The 20,036-nt window shown below is 64.5% G+C and carries 17 protein-coding genes, 1 tRNA gene, 1 pseudogene and 1 other annotated feature; of the genes and pseudogenes, 8 read left to right on the top strand and 11 right to left on the bottom strand.

The window, feature by feature from the left end:
• Positions 1–259: 259 nt before the first annotated feature.
• On the top strand, positions 260–1,525 hold the full coding sequence (locus ASF20_RS04445; protein WP_056271297.1) for a tyrosine-type recombinase/integrase: 1,266 nt from the start codon (positions 260–262) through the stop codon (positions 1,523–1,525).
• Positions 1,526–1,843: 318 nt separating this feature from the next.
• Here ASF20_RS04445 and ASF20_RS04440 read toward each other — a convergent pair whose 3' ends face one another.
• The 3 genes from ASF20_RS04440 to ASF20_RS23795 form a co-directional block, all read right to left on the bottom strand.
• Complete coding sequence (locus ASF20_RS04440; RefSeq protein WP_056271293.1) at positions 1,844–2,425, bottom strand: hypothetical protein; 582 nt, start codon at positions 2,423–2,425, stop codon at positions 1,844–1,846.
• A gap of 193 nt (positions 2,426–2,618) precedes the next feature.
• On the bottom strand, positions 2,619–3,716 hold the full coding sequence (locus ASF20_RS23800) for a hypothetical protein (RefSeq protein WP_156647951.1): 1,098 nt from the start codon (positions 3,714–3,716) through the stop codon (positions 2,619–2,621).
• Between the two features lie 197 nt (positions 3,717–3,913).
• Positions 3,914–4,555 carry a hypothetical protein gene (locus ASF20_RS23795; RefSeq protein ID WP_156647950.1) on the bottom strand — a complete coding sequence of 214 codons (642 nt, stop codon included), beginning with the start codon at positions 4,553–4,555 and terminating at the stop codon, positions 3,914–3,916.
• 292 nt (positions 4,556–4,847) lie between these two features.
• Between ASF20_RS23795 and ASF20_RS04430 the strand changes: the two genes are divergently transcribed.
• From ASF20_RS04430 to ASF20_RS04425, 3 genes are all read left to right on the top strand, one after another.
• Positions 4,848–7,163 carry a hypothetical protein gene (locus ASF20_RS04430; protein ID WP_056271286.1) on the top strand — a complete coding sequence of 772 codons (2,316 nt, stop codon included), beginning with the start codon at positions 4,848–4,850 and terminating at the stop codon, positions 7,161–7,163.
• An 84-nt stretch (positions 7,164–7,247) separates the two neighbouring features.
• Positions 7,248–7,406 carry a hypothetical protein gene (locus tag ASF20_RS23790; RefSeq protein WP_156647949.1) on the top strand — a complete coding sequence of 53 codons (159 nt, stop codon included), beginning with the start codon at positions 7,248–7,250 and terminating at the stop codon, positions 7,404–7,406.
• A gap of 3 nt (positions 7,407–7,409) precedes the next feature.
• Positions 7,410–7,616 (top strand): hypothetical protein, encoded by a 207-nt coding sequence (locus ASF20_RS04425; RefSeq protein ID WP_056271283.1) that lies wholly within the window; start codon positions 7,410–7,412, stop codon positions 7,614–7,616.
• A 21-nt stretch (positions 7,617–7,637) separates the two neighbouring features.
• Here the strand turns inward: ASF20_RS04425 and ASF20_RS23785 are convergent, their stop codons facing one another.
• Entirely contained in the window at positions 7,638–8,558 is a 921-nt protein-coding gene (locus ASF20_RS23785; protein ID WP_156647948.1) for a hypothetical protein, read from the bottom strand.
• A gap of 124 nt (positions 8,559–8,682) precedes the next feature.
• Here ASF20_RS23785 and ASF20_RS04420 point away from each other — a divergent pair.
• Positions 8,683–8,758 (top strand) — tRNA-Ile (locus ASF20_RS04420).
• An 84-nt stretch (positions 8,759–8,842) separates the two neighbouring features.
• Entirely contained in the window at positions 8,843–10,621 is a 1,779-nt protein-coding gene (locus ASF20_RS23075; protein ID WP_082501163.1) for a DUF6538 domain-containing protein, read from the top strand.
• A 97-nt stretch (positions 10,622–10,718) separates the two neighbouring features.
• Here the strand turns inward: ASF20_RS23075 and ASF20_RS04410 are convergent, their stop codons facing one another.
• On the bottom strand, positions 10,719–11,462 hold the full coding sequence (locus ASF20_RS04410) for an SDR family oxidoreductase (protein WP_056271276.1): 744 nt from the start codon (positions 11,460–11,462) through the stop codon (positions 10,719–10,721).
• A 94-nt stretch (positions 11,463–11,556) separates the two neighbouring features.
• On the opposite strand from ASF20_RS04410, the gene ASF20_RS04405 reads away from it, so the two are divergent.
• On the top strand, positions 11,557–12,495 hold the full coding sequence (locus ASF20_RS04405; RefSeq protein WP_056271273.1) for an AraC family transcriptional regulator: 939 nt from the start codon (positions 11,557–11,559) through the stop codon (positions 12,493–12,495).
• Positions 12,496–13,085: 590 nt separating this feature from the next.
• Here the strand turns inward: ASF20_RS04405 and ASF20_RS04400 are convergent.
• The 6 genes and pseudogenes from ASF20_RS04400 to ASF20_RS23070 all read right to left on the bottom strand — a co-directional run.
• Entirely contained in the window at positions 13,086–14,978 is a 1,893-nt protein-coding gene (locus ASF20_RS04400) for an ATP-binding protein (protein ID WP_056271270.1), read from the bottom strand.
• Positions 14,975–15,970, bottom strand: a complete 996-nt coding sequence (locus ASF20_RS04395; RefSeq protein WP_056271267.1) for an ATP-binding SpoIIE family protein phosphatase — start codon at positions 15,968–15,970, stop codon at positions 14,975–14,977. The genes ASF20_RS04400 and ASF20_RS04395 overlap by 4 nt, the downstream gene beginning before the upstream one ends.
• Before the next feature lie 2 nt (positions 15,971–15,972).
• The gene (locus ASF20_RS04390) at positions 15,973–16,377 is read right to left on the bottom strand and encodes an anti-sigma regulatory factor (RefSeq protein ID WP_056271265.1); all 405 of its coding nucleotides are present in this window, start codon (positions 16,375–16,377) and stop codon (positions 15,973–15,975) included.
• Positions 16,358–16,759 (bottom strand): STAS domain-containing protein, encoded by a 402-nt coding sequence (locus ASF20_RS04385; RefSeq protein WP_056271262.1) that lies wholly within the window; start codon positions 16,757–16,759, stop codon positions 16,358–16,360. The genes ASF20_RS04390 and ASF20_RS04385 overlap by 20 nt, the downstream gene beginning before the upstream one ends.
• Positions 16,760–16,763: 4 nt before the next feature.
• The gene (locus ASF20_RS04380; protein WP_056271259.1) at positions 16,764–17,639 is read right to left on the bottom strand and encodes an STAS domain-containing protein; all 876 of its coding nucleotides are present in this window, start codon (positions 17,637–17,639) and stop codon (positions 16,764–16,766) included.
• 145 nt (positions 17,640–17,784) lie between these two features.
• Positions 17,785–18,471 (bottom strand): annotated as a pseudogene (locus ASF20_RS23070) (ATP-binding protein); the annotation flags it as partial.
• 59 nt (positions 18,472–18,530) lie between these two features.
• Here ASF20_RS23070 and ASF20_RS04365 point away from each other — a divergent pair.
• Positions 18,531–19,759, top strand: a protein-coding gene (locus tag ASF20_RS04365; protein WP_156647947.1) for an IS3 family transposase whose coding sequence is annotated in 2 segments (ribosomal slippage) — positions 18,531–18,819 and positions 18,819–19,759 — 1,230 coding nt in all. Because the reading frame shifts where the segments join, the coding sequence is not laid out codon by codon here.
• Positions 18,812–18,928: a sequence feature (AL1L pseudoknot), on the top strand. (Overlaps the previous gene by 117 nt.)
• Positions 19,760–20,036: the final 277 nt, after the last annotated feature.

Raw genomic sequence — 20,036 nt, 5'->3', positions numbered from 1 at the left:
GGACCTTCACCATCTGGGACCCCGAACTCCTGCACTGCGAGGGAGCCATCGAGGCGTCGCCGTACCTCGACGCCGAGCGGGTGGCCCCGGACGCGCTGATCTCCCTCGACCTCGCGTCGTACCTTCCCGAACTCAAGGACGTCTTCACGCCGAAGCAACTGCGCGGCGCCGCCGAACGGGGCGAGCTTCGCACCGAAATACACAGCAACGGTCGAAAAATTTACACGACGCGTGCCTGGGTTTCGGAGTGGAGGGAAGAATGTCGCGAAAGAGCAAGGGGATCTATCTCTACGACCGCCCCGCAATCATCGACCGAAAGACGGGCAAGATCCGCAAGCGCGCCGTCATCGAGCTTATCGACGACGGCGAAGTTATCGCTCGATTCCCTGCAGAGGATCGTGCAAGGGCTGAGCAAGCCCAAGGCGAGCGGCTCATCGTCAAGCACAACCCGGCCCGCCGGCTCAACCAAGCGCTAGAAAACATCCTCGTCACCGACGTCCTCGCGATCTACGCGACGGACGTCGTCCCGGGCCTCAAGCGGCCGGAGAAGTCGGCGCAGCGCATCCAGCAGCTATCCGTGTGGTGGGTCGGCAAGACCCTGGCCGAGGTCACGGGACGCGCGTGCCGGGACTACCTGAAGCACCGCGAGAAGCAGCCCTGGAAGTCGGCCAAGCCCGGGAAGACCGGGAACGCCCCGCGGATGATGAGCCCCGCCGGCGTCAGACGCGAATTGGAGGATCTGGCGGCGGCCATCGGACATCACCACTCCGAAGGGCACCACCGCGAGATCATCAAGGTCTGGCTGCCTCCGCGAGGCAAGAAGCGCGAGAGGTGGCTGCGACGCGGCGAGGCCGCCCGTCTTCTCCTCGCCATGTGGCGGCGGCGCGAGATCCAGGTCCATGCCCGCGGACCGATGAAGGGCGAGGCCGTCGCGACCCGGAAGCGCATCTGGAGGCATCTGTCGCGCTTCCTGCTCATCGCACTCTACACCGGCTCGCGCTCCGGGGTCGTCGTCTCGGCCTCGTTCCGACGGGGGCCCGGTCGGGCTCATGTCGACCTGACGACCGGCCTGATGCACCGCCTGCCCGAGGACGAGAACGAGAGCGCGAACAAGCTGCGGCCGACCATCCCGGTGCCGGAACGGCTCCTCGCCCATATGCGGCGATGGCATCGCCTCGGGACCGACGATTTCTTGGTGCAGCATGACGGCAAGCCGGTGAAGGAGGTCAGCAAGGCGTTCGGCCGCGCGGTCCGGGAAGCCGCGCTCGAAGCCGGCGTCACCCCGCACATCCTGCGGCACACGACGGCGACGTGGCTGATGCTCCTTGGCTGCCAGATCCGGGAGGCCGCCTGGTACCTCGGCATGAGCGAGAAGATGCTGGAGGAACGATACGGGCACTACCACCCGGCCTTTCAAGCAGAGGTTCGCGCCCGCCTCGACGGCAAGCAGGCGCCGAACGTCATACAGTTCCCGGTCGCGGCGGTCTTCGGCGCCAGCAACGTGCACAAGGCCAGGGCGGCCTAATTGGCCGGGTCTGCGGGTGGAGGCCCGGGCGATTCCGCCTCCGGCGCCAACGGCTTAGCCCGATTATCGCGATTTCCGGGGTTCGCCCGGGGTTTTGACCCGTTCCGGGACATCCCCGGATCGCGGCGGCAAGCTTGCGGGGGCCGTCGGGAGGTGCGCCGGGCTGCGGTCCGTGCCCTCCGGACGCCGGCTAGCCGAGCGCTGCCTCTCGGGTAACGGGTAAAGGTCGCCCTTACCCGTTACCGTCTACCGGTCGGCAAGGATGCGCTTCATCGGCGCCGGAGCGCCTCCTGCGCTTAAGCGGCGCGGCAGGCTGACCTAGCCGGCGAGGAACTCACGAATGGGTCCCTGCCAGCGTGGAGCGGATGCGCGGCTCAGATGCGGGATCACCACCGTCGAGGCGAAGCCGGACGGCGTCCTGAATTCGCGCATGGGCAGCAGCGCCCCACCGAAGGCAACCTCAGCGGTGCGCCGGTCCGAAGCGGGCATGTTGTCCCACAGGAAACGACGTCCGGTGGCGACGACGTGGGTCGGGTCCCACCGGTCGAGCACCTCACGGAATGCCGGCCACGACGCACGAGCCTGCTCGACGGTCGGGCGGTGCCGCAGCGTCGGCATGATGGTCTGCACCATGTTGGCGAAGGCAATCGCGTCGAACACCGTCGTCCGGTCGATCTCCCAGGCTTGCTGCCCGGTTATGACCCTGGCGCCGATGGTCAGGTACCTGATCGCCCACTCGCGGCTCTTCCACTTCTCCACGACGGTTCTTGTCGCGAGGAGCGGGTCTCGCGGCAGTTCATCCCCGTCGCCGAGGTAGTGGCTCTCCCCGAGCAGAAGCAGCCTTACTGCGCTCGCGGGGAACGTGGGTCCAACGTAGGGGAGGAAGCTGAGGTTCGTCATCGTGGTTCTCCTGCGCCGGGCACGGTCCCGGCGGCATGAACCGCCCCAAGGTCGGAAGTTGGCTCCTGCTCACGAAAACTTTATCGCGCCTCCATCGAAGCGATCAGCGGCGGCATGCGCGGGCCTCTGCGCGTCGTTCGAGGCCATTGTTGTCTCTGCAGCCTTCCATGCCGAAGGCTCGGCTGACACACGCCTAATCGTCCTTGTATCTCTCGGCTGCCCCCTCGCAGAACTCGCAGCCGACGAGATAACTGTGCTCCGGGACGCCTCCGAGCTGCCCCTCGCTACAATACCCACAAACTTCATAGCCATCATCTGTCTCGTAGCATTCTGAGCACACGTAGATGCTCTCATGCTCTATGACGGTATGGTACCCTGAACATTGAGGGCAGTTGACTGGCACATGGTCGAAGTAGTTATCTTTGTGGACACCTTCGCCAGTATCGAGAAAGTCGCGAACTTCGTCCTTCGTGAGCTCTTCTTCGCATTTAGGGCATTTGTCTGGTGGCCCATCGTATGATGTGAAACATATGCTCTCGCCGCAGTCTTCATTTTGACATGCGACGGTGATCTCCGAGCCATTATATCGGCACACTAAACACTTGGCATAAGCTATTGCGCCAATCGGATCGCTCACCTCGACGGCCTCAAACCCGCAGCTTCGGCATTTGCTTACTTTGCCACCCGAATCAATGTGCTTTTGAACATCTTGAGCGCGAGACTCAAATACTTTCTTCAGATAGGCTCGATAGCGCTCCATCTTGAAGCTAATATGCGCGACGTCATTGCTAAATTTCTCGAATTCCTGCCATTGGGCAAGCAAAGTCCTCAAAGCAAGCCACCCGGCACATTGCTCCTCGGCGAGCTTAGCTTTCCCCTCCTCGTCCTCATCGTCATTTTCGACTACGTGGGCGAAATGAACCATCTTGTTGCGATGGCGTATAATCGTCCCAAAGATGTCTTTCGAATTCTGCGGTATAGTAACAGATGCAATGCGACGCAGTCGCTCAATTGTCTGCTCAATTGTTACAGTTTTGGCATCTCCGCTAAAGAAAGAGGCCCTCTCTGCATGGTCTGGTTTTTCGAGAAGCAGAGACCAATGCTCACGCATAAGCTTTGCCTTTAGAAATAATTCAATCGCAATCGCAAAATGTATTGTCGAGAACTTATGCGATTTCTCGAATTCGTCGATTGAGCGATGTAGGAACTCGAATGCGCTTTTTGTCAACGCATCGAAAAGCTCCGCCTCCGTCATGAACGTGGCTTTCGCTTGCTTTCCCTTCTCAGGCATCCGCCCCTCTGTATCGTCTCATTAGAGCCGGTTCCGACGTCTCTTGCAGCTACCAGACTGAATGCCGGCTCCCTACCACTTGCAGGCTTGTGAAGGCCCGCTTTCTAGCTATTGATGAGGCAAAATCCCACGGCCGGTGTCGTTAAAAAGCGGATTGTCGTTCAAGAATATGCGACACAAGTCCCAGCGCCGTAAGCCTACTGCCCCAGCAGGTACTCCGCGAAATCCTCGTCGAAGTTCCATCGAGGCACGTCGTTCCGCCTCACATCATAGATTGCGCCGTAGTGCTCGCAAATATGGAGCTTTGCGAAGAGTTCATCGTGGTCTTCGTGAAAATAGGAGAAAAAGGGGATCGGGCCAGGGTTATAGCTCACACGCCTGGAGAGAGCGATGATCTCCCTGGTGAACGGCTTCGAACGGATGTCACTCCGCATCTCACCGATGAGTTCCGGCATTTTTGCTTCCAGGCCTGCAAAGTCCCGGCCCTTTCGAACGACGTACCCTCGAAGCTCTACCGCTGCTGCAGCCTCGGCAAATGTCTTCCATTCGATGAGATCGGCAACGTCATAGGCGGAGTCATCCGCATCGACGAGACGGCTACACTGTTGGCAAAGCCATATGCCATTCTCGGCCGCTCGCCGGCCTTCGCTCGACAGGTGTTCGTTGAAACGAGGACCGCCATGCGAAGCTGCGGTGATGTGTGCCGCCACACCGAGGCTTACGGTTCCGCCGTCTGCCCCAGGACCACTTGTTGGCTTGCGGCAGTCAGGGTTCGAACATCTGAACCCGACCCGCTTGGCCAGACGCTGGCTTGTCGCCTGGGTGAAGTCGTCCCTCATAAGACTCGTCTAGCGATAAAAGGGTCGGCGCCCAAGGGGCTCTGCGAACGTCCGCCAGCGGGCCGGATGCGGAACCTCCGCGTCTGGGTAGTGAGGCACGGTCCGCTCGCCCCGTCTTTACACCAAGCGCACCTTCCGCGGACTTCGCGCATGGGTGGCGAGCGTAGATCTGGCCCACTTGGCGGCGCCCCTGTGCGGGGATTGTGCAAACGCGCGATGCCTGGACGTGTAACCCTGGCCAGCAAAGTTTCGCCTACCACATATGAGTTTGCTCGGAGCTTGGCCTTCCCGAATGACAATCGTCACCCGGCACGCCCTGCGCGTCTACGCGACACTGTCGGGGCTGAAGCCTGACCAGGGCGGCGACGTCATTGATGCGTTGATCCCGTTCATGGAGCCCATCCTGGAGCTCATGCACGGCAAAGTCTTCGACCCCGTCCTGCTCGCCCTGGGCGTACGGCGCCTTTACGGGTGGCGCTTCAACCGCGACGTCGCGGAGCAGTTCGCCGGTCGCCTCCTGACCAAGGGTTATCTCAAGCGGGCCGCCCAGAACGTCTTCGTCGTTCAGTTCGAACCCCGCCCCGAGGCGCCGGACGGGCAGATCGAGATCGCCACCATCCTCGAACGCGTGACCGACGAGTTCGAGAGCTTCCCCCCGAAGGTCACGGACCTTTTCCAGTTCAACCTGGGCCGGGAGGAGCTCAAGGAGGTCCTGATACGCTTCCTGGTTTCCTTGGATGCCTACACCGAGGAAGCGTTCGTCGTGCAGGTCGAGAGGATGAAGCTCGACCTCGACCGCCGGTCACTCCTCGACCAACTCGATGAGGGCGGCGAGCCCCTGACCGCCGAGAGCCGCTACCTGTGCGCCCGGTTCGTGAAGCATCTCGTCAAGCGGCAGCCCGAGTTCGTTCCGCACCTCGCCCGGCTGGCCTCCATCGCGCTGCTGACGGAGGTGGTCGAGGACTTCATCAAGCCGACCGCCCCAGCGACGCGCTCCGACCTGACGCTGATCCTCGACGCCCCAGTCGCCCTGAACCTCCTCGGCCTGTCTGGCGCCGAGGCGCAAAAGGACATCGGCAACGTGGTCGAGTCCCTGCGTGCCCTCGGCTGCTCGTTCATCGCCTTCCCGGTTAGTTGCGAGGAGATGAGCCGCAACCTCGCCAGCATGCTGGCGAACTCGCCCCCGGACCGGCACGGGCCGACCCACGACGCCATGAGGAAGGGCGAGGTCGCCGAGGACTTCGTCCGCTCCGTCATGAACAATCCCGAGCGCGCGTTGCAAACGGTCGGCGTCACGGTGCGGCCCATCGACCTGCAGAACTTCCCCGCCGGGGCCCGGCACTTCGACCGGGACACCTACGAGGAATTCCTGGCCGGCATCATGTGGAAGCACGGCTCCATCGATGCCCGCGAGCACGATGCGACCTGCGCGGCCCTGACCATGCGGCTGAGGTCCGGGGTCAGGAGCGCCGATCCGCTCACCGCGAAGTTCGCCTTCGTGACCACGAACGCGATGTTCGTGCGGTATGCGAGGGAGTTCTGCCGCAAGAATCGCATGATCAACGAGCGTCAGGTGCCGCCCGTCCTGCTCCAGCGCGAGTTGTCGACCACGGCTTGGCTTAGGACGGGGTTGACTGGAGCCGCGGACGAGTTGCGCAGGGAGATCCCGCGCAGCCACCTGATCGCCTCCTGCGAACGGGTCCTCCGACCCCGGCAGGAGGTCGTGAGGGCGGTCCACGACAGGTTGAAGGAGTTCGCTCCCGAGAAGACGGTCCAGTACGAACTGCTGCTTGCTGACCAGCGCAGCGTCCAAAGGTTGATGGACGAGACCCTGAACGTGGAGCGTCTCGTCACCCCGGACAGCGCCGAGAAGCTTCTCGACGAGATGCGGCGCGCAACCGCCGAGGACGTGCAGGAGGAGTACGGGCGCAGGCTCCGGCAGCAGGCGCAGCGCCACGGCAAGCAGAAGAAGGATTTGGAGGAGCAGGCCGCCGCGAACCTAAGCGCCGAGCGGGCCGCCGCTGCGGCGACCCTAAGTGCCGAGCGGGAGGCGACCGCCGTCGCCCTGGCCGACAAAGAGCGCGAGCTGCGGCAAGGCGCGGAGCGGCTGGCAACCATCGAAGAGGAGCGGGAGCGATTCCGCAGGGATGCCATCGCCGTGCGCGAGCGCGAGGTCGGTCGCGTCGACGAAGTCATTTCCCGGGTCAACCGTACAAGTCGCAGGTTGGAACGGGCAATGCTCGGCTTATTGTACGGACTCGCCGCCGCGGCCTTCGGAGGAAGCACCCTTGGGGTCGGCGCGGATCGATACGCCATCTGGAGCGCCATCGTCGCCATGGCCCTCATCGGGGGCTACCATACGGTGCAGGAGCTACGGCAGAAGCCCAAGTTCGGCTTCCAGAACATCCTTGACTGGGCAGCCCGCCGAGGCTTCCGGAAGCGCTTGGCGGACCTGCACCTCGACGGACCGACCTATGAGGACGCCGTCGAGATCGAGTACGGGCAGGTTCGGTGGAGGGAGGGCTTTCGGGAGCGGCTGAGCGCCCCCTCGGCCATAGGGGCCGGGAAACCGGCCACCATGGTCGAGGAGGCGCTGCCGGCGGCCTGACGTCGGAATGGGTAAGGCCTACTCAAGGTCCCTGCGCTTCGGAGTGCGCGGCAAGCTCGGCTTCCGGAACGGCTCCTCGCCCACATGCGGCGATGGCACCGGCTCGGGACCGACGACTACCTCGTCCAGCACGACGGCAAGCCGGTGAAGGAGGTCAGCAAGGCGTTCGGCCGCGCGGTCCTGGAAGCCGCGCTCGAAGCCGGCGTCACCCCGCACATCCTGCGGCACACGACGGCGACGTAGCTGATGCTCCTGGGCTGCCAGGTCCGCGAGGCCGCGTGGTATCTCGGCATGAGCGAGAAGATGCTGGAGGAACGCTACGGACACTTCCACCCGGCGTTCCAGGCCGAAGTTCGCGCCCGCCTCGATGGGAAGCAGGCGCCGAACGTTATGGAGTTCCCAGTAGCGTCGGTCTTCGGAGTCGCCAACGTCCATAAGGCTAGGGCAGCTTGAGTTTACAGGCTTCCTCTCAATTCAAGCTCGCGCTCTAACGAACTTGATGACGTCCGAGAACGTAAATCCTGGCGACTTCCCAATAAAGTATGTGGAGGCATATTTGCTGAAGAGGGCTTCAGAAGGCTTGATATGCTGGCGGGCAGCTTGGCGCAAAAACGATAGATTCGCCGGTGTGGGAGGAATTCTGCCTTGAAGCGCCATTGTTACTAAATCCTCTACGCGTTTTTTGCCTCCTTTACCCATGCACTTAAATCGAAAGTATCTCGACAGACTGATGGCGAATAGCTTCTCGCAGAGGAATAGCTCCATTTCACTCGCGAGGTATTCGTTATACCCTTTGATAAAGTCTAGTTCTTCAAATATGCACTTGTAAAAACCAAAAGTTTGCGCCTCGGTAAATTTGAATGACAACGTTTTTGAGGAGCTTACGAGCATATAGAACGGGACGGGCTTATGAATATCGTTGTGCTTCACAACATAGAAACCAAAACAGGCGGCTGACACGACGCACAGATTGTTGCCCGTGGCAATGTTTATAGATCTGAGGCTATCACAAACAACATTCCATGGGACGAACTCGTCCCCGTTGGCTCCTATAATGCAAATACCGTCATCAGGGCCACCGTGAGTGTCAATGTGTATCATTGGCCTAGCGCCGGCCTGAGCGTAGCTTTCTATGTCCGAGAGATAAGACAAGAGTTCTGCGGATGTTTTCGGGGTAAAAACCTGAAAGGGCACACCGAGCTTGCTTAGGAATGGCTCAAGATCATCTAGAACCCTTTGAGTTGTGCCTTCCTCTGACGCTTCGAGCGACTTTATCCAAAACAAGGAGTTTACATTAGCGCTCGACATTATGTTCAAAACGGGTTGAGACGCCACGACGCAGCCCCCTGATATGACCTGCCATTGCCCATGAGCAGCAAGCCAATTCGCGGCCATGCTCAGAGTTGCTCATCCGTTCTAGGGCACGAGAATGGACGGGAATGAGGGGGAATCTAGGGGAATCTGGGGTGACGAGACGGGGCGGTTCGGGTAACGCTTCCCTAGGCGTTTTCGCTCTGTGGGGCCTGTAGCTCAATGGTTAGAGCCGACCGCTCATAACGGTCTGGTTGCAGGTTCGAGTCCTGCCGGGCCCACCACTCCCCCACTAAGTGCTTGTGGTGGAACAAGATACTGATAGAAAACGGGTTTCTTAGCGCGACTGTGACACAGGACTGTGACACATGGCGGACGAACCCGTGGCCCATCATCCGAACCTGACAACCCGCGCTGGCACGTACTACCTGCGTATGCGGGTGCCCCCGGAATTGGTTCAGGAACTCGGCCGAACGCACATCACCAAGAGCCTGAGGACCAAAGAATACCGCGTCGCGTTGGCGCGCTTTCGACTGGCTCAGGCACAGGCGGAGAGGGACTTCGAGGCCGCTCGGCGTCAGATGAAGGATGCTGATGCGCTACGGGTGCTTTTAGCGAAAGGGCGCCTTGAGCGCTTGATGCCGGAGCACGTGCAGGAGATCGCCCAGCGCTGGTTCGCTAGCGCCGTGCAACACGTTGCACGATCGCCGAAGGAGCAGGATCACCTTCGCACCCAGGATTGGGATATCGTGTTGGAGGATGCAAAAGCCGAAAGCGCGCTTCTCGAAAGCCCTGATCCCATCCACTATGAGGAGCACGTTCACCTAACTACCGACCAAATCCTACTTGCTGCCGGCGTCCCGCCCGTGCCTCACGGTCCGGGTAAACTTCAGCGGCGCGTTCGCAGGCCGCAGGTCGATCGCGACACAATGCAGTATCGGCAACTGGCGGCCTTCGTACGACGCGGCCTCATTTCCTTAAGCCGAAGTCACGTCGCGCAGCTCACCGGCGAGCCTCATCTCGACCAAGCCGACGACCTAGCGCCTCCGGCATATGGGGGATCGCCGATGTCCAGGCGGACTCTGAACGAACTAATTGCTTCCTTCGAGGCTGATCCGGGGCGTGGTAGCCGAACCGGCAAGACGAACGTTGACTATGCGATGGTTTTTCTTGCACTTCGTGAGGTGGTCGGGGCTTCGACCCCGGTCACCCGCATCACACGCGACGACGCCAAACGCGTCCGCGAACTTTTCAGGACGCTTCCACCGAACGCAACTAAGCGGTTTCCTGGCCAAACACTTTCGCAGGCAGCGGAGGTGGCAGCGCGGAAGGGCTTGCGGCCCTTGAACACGCAGACAGTGAATTCACACCTGACGAAGGTCGCTACGCTCTTCAATTGGGCTGTTCGAGAAGATTGGATCGAGAAGAACCCAGCTTCGGGGCTGTCTATCGACGAGGCTGCGAAGTCGAGACGTGAGCCGTTCTCGGTTCTTCAGCTTCAGGCAATGTTCGCCGCACCGCTTTTCACTGGATGCGAGGATGATGGGCCTGGGTATGCCAAGGTCGGCACCTCCAGGCCTCGTCGTTCGCGGTTCTGGGTTCCCCTCCTGAGCCTTTTCCACGGGCTTCGGCTGAACGAGGCGTGCCAGCTTCGGCCGGAGGACATTGTGGAGCGCGATGGCGTTCCGGCGATTTTCGTCAGGTCCGCCGATGCGAGCCAACGCGTTAAGAGCCGCGCCGGGACCCGGATCGTCCCTTTGCACCCCGAAATTGTCGGCGTCGGGTTTCTGGACTTCGTGGCCCAGGCCCGCTCGAAGCAGCATGAGCGCCTGTTCCCCGAGCTGACCCGAGATGCAAGAGGATACTATTCCGACGCATTCCAGAAATGGTTTTCGCGCTTCCTCGTAAGCTGTGGCGCAATCGGACCTGGGAAAAGCTTCCACTGCTTCCGGCATGGCTGGACAGACCGTCTACGTGAAGCAGGGGTGCCAGAGGATCGCAGGCAGGCTCTGGGGGGCTGGGCCAGTAGCGGTATCGATGCAGGATATGGTCGTGGGTTTCCGACGCGAATGCTCGCCGACGATATTGCGAGGGTAGCCTACCCTGGCCTGGAGTTCGGATTCCTACGAGCGTCGGTCACGGGTTAGCGGGACAGTTTACACGCACAGTGTCTGCTCTGGGTGGATTTCTGCCAGTCCGCTTCGGCCCAAATATGCAGCGGAAGCAGACGTTCGCGGGATTGTGTCAGGCCGCCGCCCAGGCGATCGCATCAGCGCCAGCAGGCAGGCGCATCGGGCAAGCCGGATCTGTTGCTGCACGCCAGACCGCCTCCGCCACGTCTGACGCCCGGGTCAGCTCTTCCGTCGCCTGTTGGAAGTTCGCGAACACCTTGCCCGCCAAGTCTCCGTAGGCCTCTGGCACCTTCATCCCCATCCGGGTGCGGGCGTTGGCCCCGAACGAGGTCTCCGGCGATCGACCGGGAATGACGAGATGGGCGCGCACGCCGAATGGCAAGAGCTCGTGCGCGAGGGACTCGGTGAAGGCGTTCACCGCCGCCTTGCTCGCGGTGTATACCGCCAGCAGCGGCAGCGGCCGCAGGGTCACGCTCGACGTAACGTTGACGATCACTCCCGCGCCCCGTTCCCGGAACTGCGGCAGCACGGCCTGGGTCGTGGCGATGGTGCCTAGGGTATTCGTCTCGAACACCTCCCGGGCGGACTCCATCGACAAGCCCTCCAGGGCGTTCAGCAACCCGACGCCCGCATTGTTCACCAGGACATCGAGCGGCCCAGCCTCTTCGACTGCTAAGGCGATGCTGTCGGCGTCGGTCACGTCGAGCGGCAGGACGATAAGACGGTCGGACTCCGGGAGCAGGGCGGAGAGGGGCGTGCGCATGGTCGCGACGACCCGCCAGCCGCGGTCGAGGAACAGGCGCGCCGTCTCTAGGCCGAAGCCGGATGAGCAGCCGGTGATGAGGATTGTGTTCATGGGGATCTCCCGTGGGACGCACTACAGGGTGATAGGTGCGTACCGCCGGACGTGATACGGATACAAATCCCTTTTTCATTGGCGAGCGTCCGTAATGGTCGATCCGCTCACCCAAGTGGTCGGGCTGCTTCAGCCCAGCGCCTCGTTTTCCAAGTTGGTCCTGGCTGGCGGCGCCTGGACCGTCCGCCGGGATGATCATAGCCAGCCGTTCTATGCCGCGGTGCTGGATGGGACTTGCCGGCTCGTAATCGACGGCGAGGCGGAGATCGTCCTTGCGGCCGGTGACTTCGTACTGATCCCCGCAGCCAGCGCCTTCGCCGCGTCCAGCCTCGTCGCGCCGTCGGCAGGGCGACCGCCGCCACCAGTCGAAGTCGGCCCCGGCGTGTTCAGGCTCGGCCCTGCCGAAGTACCGCCCGACCTACGGATGCTGGTGGGGCACTGCACCTTCGCCTCCGACGATACTGACTTGCTGCTTTCGTTCCTACCTCGGTTCGTCCATGTGCGCGGCGTCGGGCGACTTGCGATGCTGCTCGGCCTGGTGAACGAGGAGACGCGGGCGGACAGGCCCGGCCGTGAGGTGGTCCTTGCACGGCTTCTGGAAGTGCTCCTAATCGAGGCGCTCCGGTCTACTACGGGTCCGACGGCGCCCTCGGGCCTCCTGCGCGGACTTGCCGACGAGCGCGTGGCCGCCGCGTTGCGCCGGATGCACGAGCGACCGACTGCTCCCTGGACGGTCGCGGTCCTGGCCCGAGAGGCGGGACTGTCGCGCTCGACATTCTTCGAACGGTTCCGGCGCGAGGTCGGCGTCCCACCGATGGCGTATCTTTTGGCATGGCGCATCGCGCTGGCGAAGGACCTGCTTGGTCGCGAGGGAGCCGGCGTGGCGGAGGTGGCCGAGCGCGTAGGCTACGGGTCCGCAAGCACCTTCAGCACCGCCTTCGCCCGTCATGTCGGCAGACCGCCGATCCATTACGCCCGCGAGCAACGTGTCCAACCCCGCAGCCCTGCGCCTCTTAACGTCGGACAGGGGTAGAATGCGGTCCGGCTGCTTCCGATCAGAAGACGTCCACAAGCCGCCTTCCGCGGAAGCTATAGAGCATCGATCGACTGCGTGACTGCGCGCAGGCTGTCTAACCTGTCATCCCAGATGGACCAGAGCCTCCGCTCTTGAACACCGCTGAATGTTCCGAATCATCTGACGACGGACAGTCCACGACCATCTGCGCGCGATGCTGCCGGATGGTCGCAAGCCGGATCCACTCAAGGCCTAGCCGCTTCTTCGACGCATGCGCCGATGCCTGACGCCACCAATACGACGCGGCTCCGACCATGTCGCCGCTGGCTAGCAATAGGCCTGGGCCCGGCCGATATCGCTGCCCATCGGTAGGTCGGTGCCCATCGAACGGATCCTCCAGCCGATCCGCCGGCATGAGGACCGGCGCATGGATGTCAGCCGCACTCTAGTCGGCCTTGGACCATCGGCGATCCGCCGCCACGAGGACCACCGGTGAGACGAGAGCCCGGCGGACAGTGCGCGCCAGGATGGAGAGGCCGTCGAAGCCGGGCACGATGGCGGCGGTGCCGGATTCCGCAGGGGATCACGATCCCGAACCCTGTACTCGTCTAACCCGCGGGCGCCGCGGCGATGAGGCGTCGCAACGCCTCGCCGATCTGGTCGGCCGAGTACGGCTTGTGCAGGAGCTCAAAGCCGTGCCTGTCCTCGCGCGCCAAGACATGGCTGTAGCCCGAGGCCAACAACACCGGCAGGTCCGGAAGCCGTATCCGGAGCGCATTGGCGAGCTCGATGCCGCCCATGCCGGGCATCACCACGTCGGAGAAGACGGCCCGGAAGCCGGAGCCGTCGGCGCCCAGGCATTCAAGCGCCTCCTCGGCGTTGACGACCCATTCGGGCGCGTAACCAAGGTCCTCCAAGATCTGGACGCAGAAACGTCCAACCTCCAGGTTGTCCTCGACCAGCAGGACCGGCTGGCCCAGGCCGGAGGGCGCCACCTCAGCGTCGGGGCCGGGGACCGGCATCTCGGCCGGCTCGTCCGAGACCTCGGGCAGGTAGAGCGTGAAGGTCGTACCCTCTCCCACCGCGCTCGCCACGTCGACGTCGCCGCCCGACTGCTTGGCGAAGCCGAACACCTGGGAGAGCCCGAGCCCCGTGCCGCGGCCGACGGCCTTGGTCGTGAAGAAGGGCTCGAAGATGCGCCCAAGGACGTCGGCGGGGATGCCCGTGCCGCTGTCGGTCAGGGAGACGGCCACGAACGGCCCCCGCGATCCGCCGTGTCCCCGGATCGCGGGCATGGGCTGCCCGGCGAGCACCCGCATCGTCAGCGTACCGACACCGTCCATGGCGTCCCGCGCATTGATCGCGGCGTTCACGACCGCCGTCTCGAACTGGTTGACGTCGGCGCGCACCAGCGCGGTCGCGTCCGGAACCTCGACCCTGAGGCGGATGCGAGCGCCGGTGATGGTGTCGAGCATGTCGGCGACGGCACGAAGGCGCTCGCCGGCGTCGAACACCTCGGGCCTGAGGGATTGCCGGCGCGCGAAGGCCAAGAGTTGACCGGTCAGCTTGGCCGCTCGGTCGACCGTGTCGGAGACTGCATCCATGTATCGCTTGCGCCGCTCCTCGGGTAGGTCCGGGCGGCGCAGGAAGTCCACGGAGGACCGGATGATGGTCAGCAAATTGTTGAAATCGTGCGCGACGCCGCCGGTGAGCTGGCCCACGGCCTCCAGCTTCTGCGACTGACGCAGGTCGTGCTCCATCCGTTCGCGTTCGGCCGCCTCGGCGACGAGGCGTTCGTTCGCCTCCGCGAGCTCGGCCGTCCGCGCGGCGACCTGGGTCTCTAGCGAGGCCCCGGCTTGGCGCAATCGCTCGGCCTGGTCCTCCAGCTCGGCATGCAGCGCGACCACCCCGCGGTTGGTCTCGGCGAGCTCGCGGTTCAGGCGCTCCGCCTCCTCCTGACGCTCAGCGAGCTCGGCGAGGCTGTGTAGGAGTTCACGGTTCTGCTCCCGCAAGGCGACCAGCGGTTCCTCGGTCCGCGCCCGGGCGACATCCTCCGCCAGGCTCGCGAGCCTCTTTCCGGTGAAGGATACCGTGCCGTGCGGCAGCTGCTTGGCGAAGGTCACGACCGTGCCCTTGCCGGGATCGGTCTCGATCTCGAAGCGGTCCATCAGCCGGCGGGAGCCGGTGATGCCGATGCCGAGCCCCGTGGTCGAGCGATAGCGTCCCTGAAGGACGTCATCGAGGTGGGGGATGCCCGGCCCCTGGTCGCGGACGCGGACGACGAGGGACTGTCCGCCGCTTTCCTCGTCGAGGCCGTACTCGACCCGGCCGCCGCCGGCGTAGCCGTAGGCGTTGCGCGCGATCTCGGACACGGCCGTGGCGATGCGGGTCTGGTCCTGGACCTCGAAGCCGAGGCGCTCGGCCAGGCGGCGCACGCGCTGGCGCACCGTGATGATGTCGTCCTCGTGCTCGACTTGGCTGGCGAGGAGTGGCCACCTCATGCCGCATCCCCCCGAACGACGAGGACGGTGGCGTCGTCGCGGATCCGGGCGAAGTCGCGGTAGATCATGCCCGCCACGAGCGCCGGATGCGCCCCGGCGATGCCGGGGAAGGCGTCGAGGGACCATCCGGTCGCGATGCCGTCCGAGCAGAGCACGAAGAGATCGTCCCGCCGCATCGGGTACTCGAACTCCTGGATGCGCCGCGCCGCGTGACCGGCCGTGCCGGCAAGGCTGACCGTTCGCTTGGTCGCCGTGCCTGAGACGACCGCTCCCATCACGTTGCCGATGCCCGCGATCGCGACGGTTTCTCGATCCCGCTCGTAGCGCGCGACGGAGACCGCCCCGCCCCGGGTGTGCGAGAGACCCGCATGGATGGCGGCGAGGATCGTGGCCGGCGGTCTGTCCTGATGACACCGGAAAATCTTGAGCGCCTCCTCGGACGCCTTGGCCGCCTCGGGTCCATGGCCGAGCCCGTCCGCCACGATGGCCGTCCAGCCGTCAGCCCGCTCGCGTACCGCGTAGGCATCGCCATTGGCCGTCTCGCCTTTCAGTGGCACCGTCACCGCCCCGAAGGCTGGCAGTGCGTGCGAGGCGGCCGGCCACACGCCCGACAGACGCGCCATCACCGCGGTGCCCCCGCCGGGTCGGGAAGCAATGTCGAAGGCGTCGGACAGCCGGCGTACGGCACCGAGACCCTCGCCAGGGCTGCCGCCGGTGGAATGGCCGTCGCGCAGGGCCGACCTGATGTCCGAGACGCCGGATCCCTTGTCGAGGGCGAGGATCTCGACCCCCGAGCCGGTACCGTCCTCATAGGTGCCGACAAGGATCTCGCCGGGAACGCCGTACTTGACGATGTTGGTGGCGAGCTCGGTCGCGACGAGGGCCACGCGGCCGGTCGCTGTCTCGTCGAAGCCGATGGACTGCGCGGCGGACACCGCCCGCCGCCGCGCTTCGGCAACCTGGCTCGTTTCCGTGACTGTGACCCGGTCCATGGCTACTTCCAGCGCGCGATGGTCACGCGGGTGCCTGAACCGGGCGTCGACTCGATGTGGAACTCGTTCGAGAGCCGCTTGGCTCCGCCAAGGCCGAGCCCCATGCCGCGGCCGGTGGTGAAGCGGTCCGTCATCGCCTGCTCGATGTCGGCGATGCCGGGCCCGTGGTCCTCGAAGGTTAGGCGTAGGCCCTTGCGCATTCCGGCCTGCACGATCTCCATGCGGACGTCGCCGCCCCCTCCGTAATCGAGGGTATTGCGCGCAAGTTCGCTCGCCGCGGTGACGATCTTGGTCTGGTCGACGAGCCCGAGTCCGATCTCGATGGCGAGCGCACGCACGCGCTGGCGCACGCGGACCACGTCGTCGCCGGATCGGACGGGTAAGGTCTCAGTCTTCGTGACGGTCACGGTCGCTCCCGTGTCCGTCGTCCTCCTCGGAAATCCGGGCCTGGATCAGTGCCATGCCCCGCTCGACGTTGAGCGCGGTCCTGATGCCGGTGAGTTCCAGGCCGAGCTCGACCAACGTGATGGCGACCGCAGGCCGCATGCCCGCCACGACGGTCTCCGCGTCGAGGACGCGGGAGACCGCGGCGATGCTCACCAGCATGCGCCCGATGAAGGAATCGACGATTTCCAGCGCCGAGATTTCGAGCAGAACGCCGCGCGCGCCGGTGCGCGCGATCATCGCCGTGAGGTCTTCCTCCAGCGCGAGGGCGAGGCGGTCGTGCATGTCGACCTGGATGGTGACGATAAGCACGCCACCGAGCTTGAGGATCGGAATGCGGTCCATGGCGTCAGCCGCGTCCCTCGGTCGAAGCCTGCTGGCGTACCACCTTGCGGCCGGTCCGCCTCAGGGCGACGGCGAAGGCGTCGGCCAGGGTCGCCTTCGAGACGACGTTCAGCTCGACGCCGAGATGGACCATGGTCTGGGCGATCTGCGGCCGGATGCCGGAGACGATGCAGTCGGCGCCCATCAGCCGCGCCGCCGCGACGGTCTTCAGAAGGTGCTGCGCCACCAGGGTGTCGACGGTCGGGACGCCGGTGATGTCGATGATGGCGATCTCGGCCTCCTCGTCGACGATGGCCTGCAGCAGGTTCTCCATCACGACGCCGGTGCGGGCGCTGTCGAGGGTGCCGATCAGCGGCAGGGCGAGGATGCCGTCCCAGAGCCGGACGACCGGCGTCGAGAGCTCGGCGATCTCCTGGCCCTGGCGCCCGATCACCTCCTCGCGGCTGGCCAGGAACACCTCCACGGTCTGAAGGCCGAGCCGATCGAGGACCTTGCCGGCCGCCCAGATACCGGCCGCGAGGGACGTCGCGTCCGTGCCGGACGCGCGCTTCAGGGCCTCGAAGATCGGCTCCTTGAGCGAGAAGACGAAGTTGGCGGTGTCGGTGGGGGTGAAGCCTTGGATCGCCCGCGAGCGGGAGATATCGGCGAGGCTCTCGCGCAGCGGGACGAAACCAGTGCCATCGGCATCGAGCCCACCCGCCCCGAGCGCGTCCCGGAGCTGGCCGAACACAGCCTTGGCCTGGGTCTTGAGCTCCGCCTCGCGGATGCGGCCGCTCTGCAGAGAGCTTCCCTCGCGCAAGCTCGTATTCCAGGCATCGAGGATGGCGGCCTCGTCTTCCGTGAGCGTCCTGGTCAGGACCTCGGCGCCGTCCGTCTTCATCAATCCATCCTCATCATCTTCGAAAGGCTCTAACCTGTCCGGGGCGGATTCGATAGGCGGCGCTGCCGCACGCCGGGTCGGCGAAAGGTGGTTGTCCCTGGTCAGTTAGCCGGGTTCGTCCATCGGCGAGCTTTCCCGGTCCTATCTATTCCGCAGCCTTCCTACGTCGCCGGGGCTTCGAGGCGGCCCGGCTCAGGATTCGCGACAGGGCCTCGACCGAGTACGGCTTCTGCAGCAGCTCGAAGCCGTGGTCGCTCTCCTGTGCGAGGACGTGGCTGTAGCCGCTGGTCAGCACCACCGGCAGGCCAGGATACAAGCGCCGGACCGCGCGCCCGAGCTCGACCCTGTTCATGCCCGGCATGACCACGTCGTAGCCGTCCGGCTTGGCGGCCAGCGTCGCCAGGGCCTCGTCGGCGTTCGTGACCTAGTGGGTGCCGTAGCCGAGCTCCTGCAGCGTCTGGGTCGAGAAGGTGCCGACGTCGAGATTGTCCTCGACCACGAGGACGCAGGTCCCGCGCCCATCGACCACCGCGTCGACCGGCGCGGGCTCCTCTTCGGCGGTGGCGACGCCGCTGTCCGCCCGCGGCAGGTAGAGCGCGAACGTGGTGCCGCGTCCGACCTCGCTGTCGACCATCACCTCGCCGCCCGACTGCTCGGCGAAGCCGAAGACCTGGCTGAGCCCCAGCCCCGTCCCCTGGCCGACGCCCTTGGTGGTGAAGAACGGCTCGAAGATCCGGTCGACCTGGTCGGCCGCGATGCCCGATCCCGTGTCGGACAGCGCGATCCGGACGTAGTCCCCGACCAGCGCGGGATGCGAGCGCATCGCCGGCACGCCCCCCACTGAACCGCTCCGGGTTTTCCGGAGGCCCCAACTCTTGCGAGGATGGAGCCATGACGAAGCGAACCCCACCGTTTTCCCCTGAGGTCCGTGAGCGCGCTGTGCGGATGGTGCTGGAGCACCAGGGCGATCACGCCTCTCAGTACGGAGCGATCCGCTCGATTGCCGCCAAGATCGGCTGTTCGGGCGAGACACTGAGGAACTGGGTGCGCCAGGCCGAGCGCGACCAGGGTGTGCGAGCCGGACCGACGACGGACGAGCGCGAGCGGAGCAAGGCCCTGAAGCGAGAGAACCGGGAGCTCCGGCAGGCCAACGAGATCCTGAGGAAGGCGAGCGCGTATTTTGCACAGGCGGAGCTCGACCGCCCGTTCAAGCGACGATTATGTTCTTCGACGAGCACCGCGCCACCTACGGGGTCGAGCCGATCTGCCGCGTGCTGCCGATCGCCCCGTCGACGTATCACGCCCATGCCGCGCGGCGGACCGATCCCGAGAAGCTGCCCGCCCGATCCAAGCGGGACGCGGCGCTTATGGCCGAGATCCGGCGCGTGTACGAGGCGAACTTCCGGGTCTACGGCGTGTGCAAGGTCTGGCGGCAACTCGCCCGCGAGGGGATCGTAGCCGCCCGCTGCACGGTGGTTCGGTTGATGCGGGTGATGGGCTTGGCTGGCGTCGTCCGGGGACGCAGGGTCCGCACGACCATTCCCGATCCGGCGGCGGCCTGTCCGCTCGACCGGGTAAACCGGCAGTTCAAGGCCGCGTGCCCGAACAGATTGTGGGTCGCGGACTTCACCTACGTGGCGACTTGGCGTGGCTTCGTTTACGCCGCCTTCGTGATCGACGTCTTCGCGCGCCGGATCGTAGGCTGGCGTGTGTCGCGCTCCGCCCGGGCTGACTTCGTGCTCGATGCCCTGGAGCAGGCCCTGCACGAGCGCCGCCCTTTCGCCGGCGGCGGTCTCGTCTGTCACTCCGACCGCGGGTCGCAATACGTCAGCATCCGCTACGCCGAGCGTCTCACCGAGGCAGGTATCGAACCCTCCGTCGGTAGCGTTGGAGATTCCTACGATAATGCGCTCGCCGAGACGGTGATTGGCCTGTTCAAGGCCGAGGTGATCCATCGGCGCGGCCCGTGGCGAGGCTTCGAAGCCGTGGAATACGCCACGCTCGAATGGGTCGATTGGTTTAACAACCGCCGACTGCTCGAACCAATCGGGAATATCCCTCCCGCCGAGGCCGAAGCGCGCTACTATGCCCAGGCCGAGGTACAAGCCTTGGCCGCCTGATCCAAACCGAATGGCCTCCGGGAAACCCGGAGCGGTTCACGTGCCTCCGATTACGGAATTGATCCTGTCCGCGACGAGAGCGGACAACCTCTCTCGGAGGGCTCTTTCGCATGGACGCGGCCGGGATCTCCCCATGCGATCCAGCACCACCTCGGACGCAAGTTGCAGGGCATGTACGCCCAGATCCCAGGAACGCCACTACCGGACCGCCTGAACCAACTCCTGGCCCAGCTGGATACGGCCAGCGGATCGGACTGATCGCCCGATAGGCTCCCTT

Origin of the sequence: Methylobacterium sp. Leaf88 (assembly GCF_001422795.1) — a bacterium.
Classification (GTDB): Bacteria; Pseudomonadota; Alphaproteobacteria; order Rhizobiales; family Beijerinckiaceae; genus Methylobacterium.
This window is presented reverse-complemented; position numbering and strand designations above follow the sequence as displayed.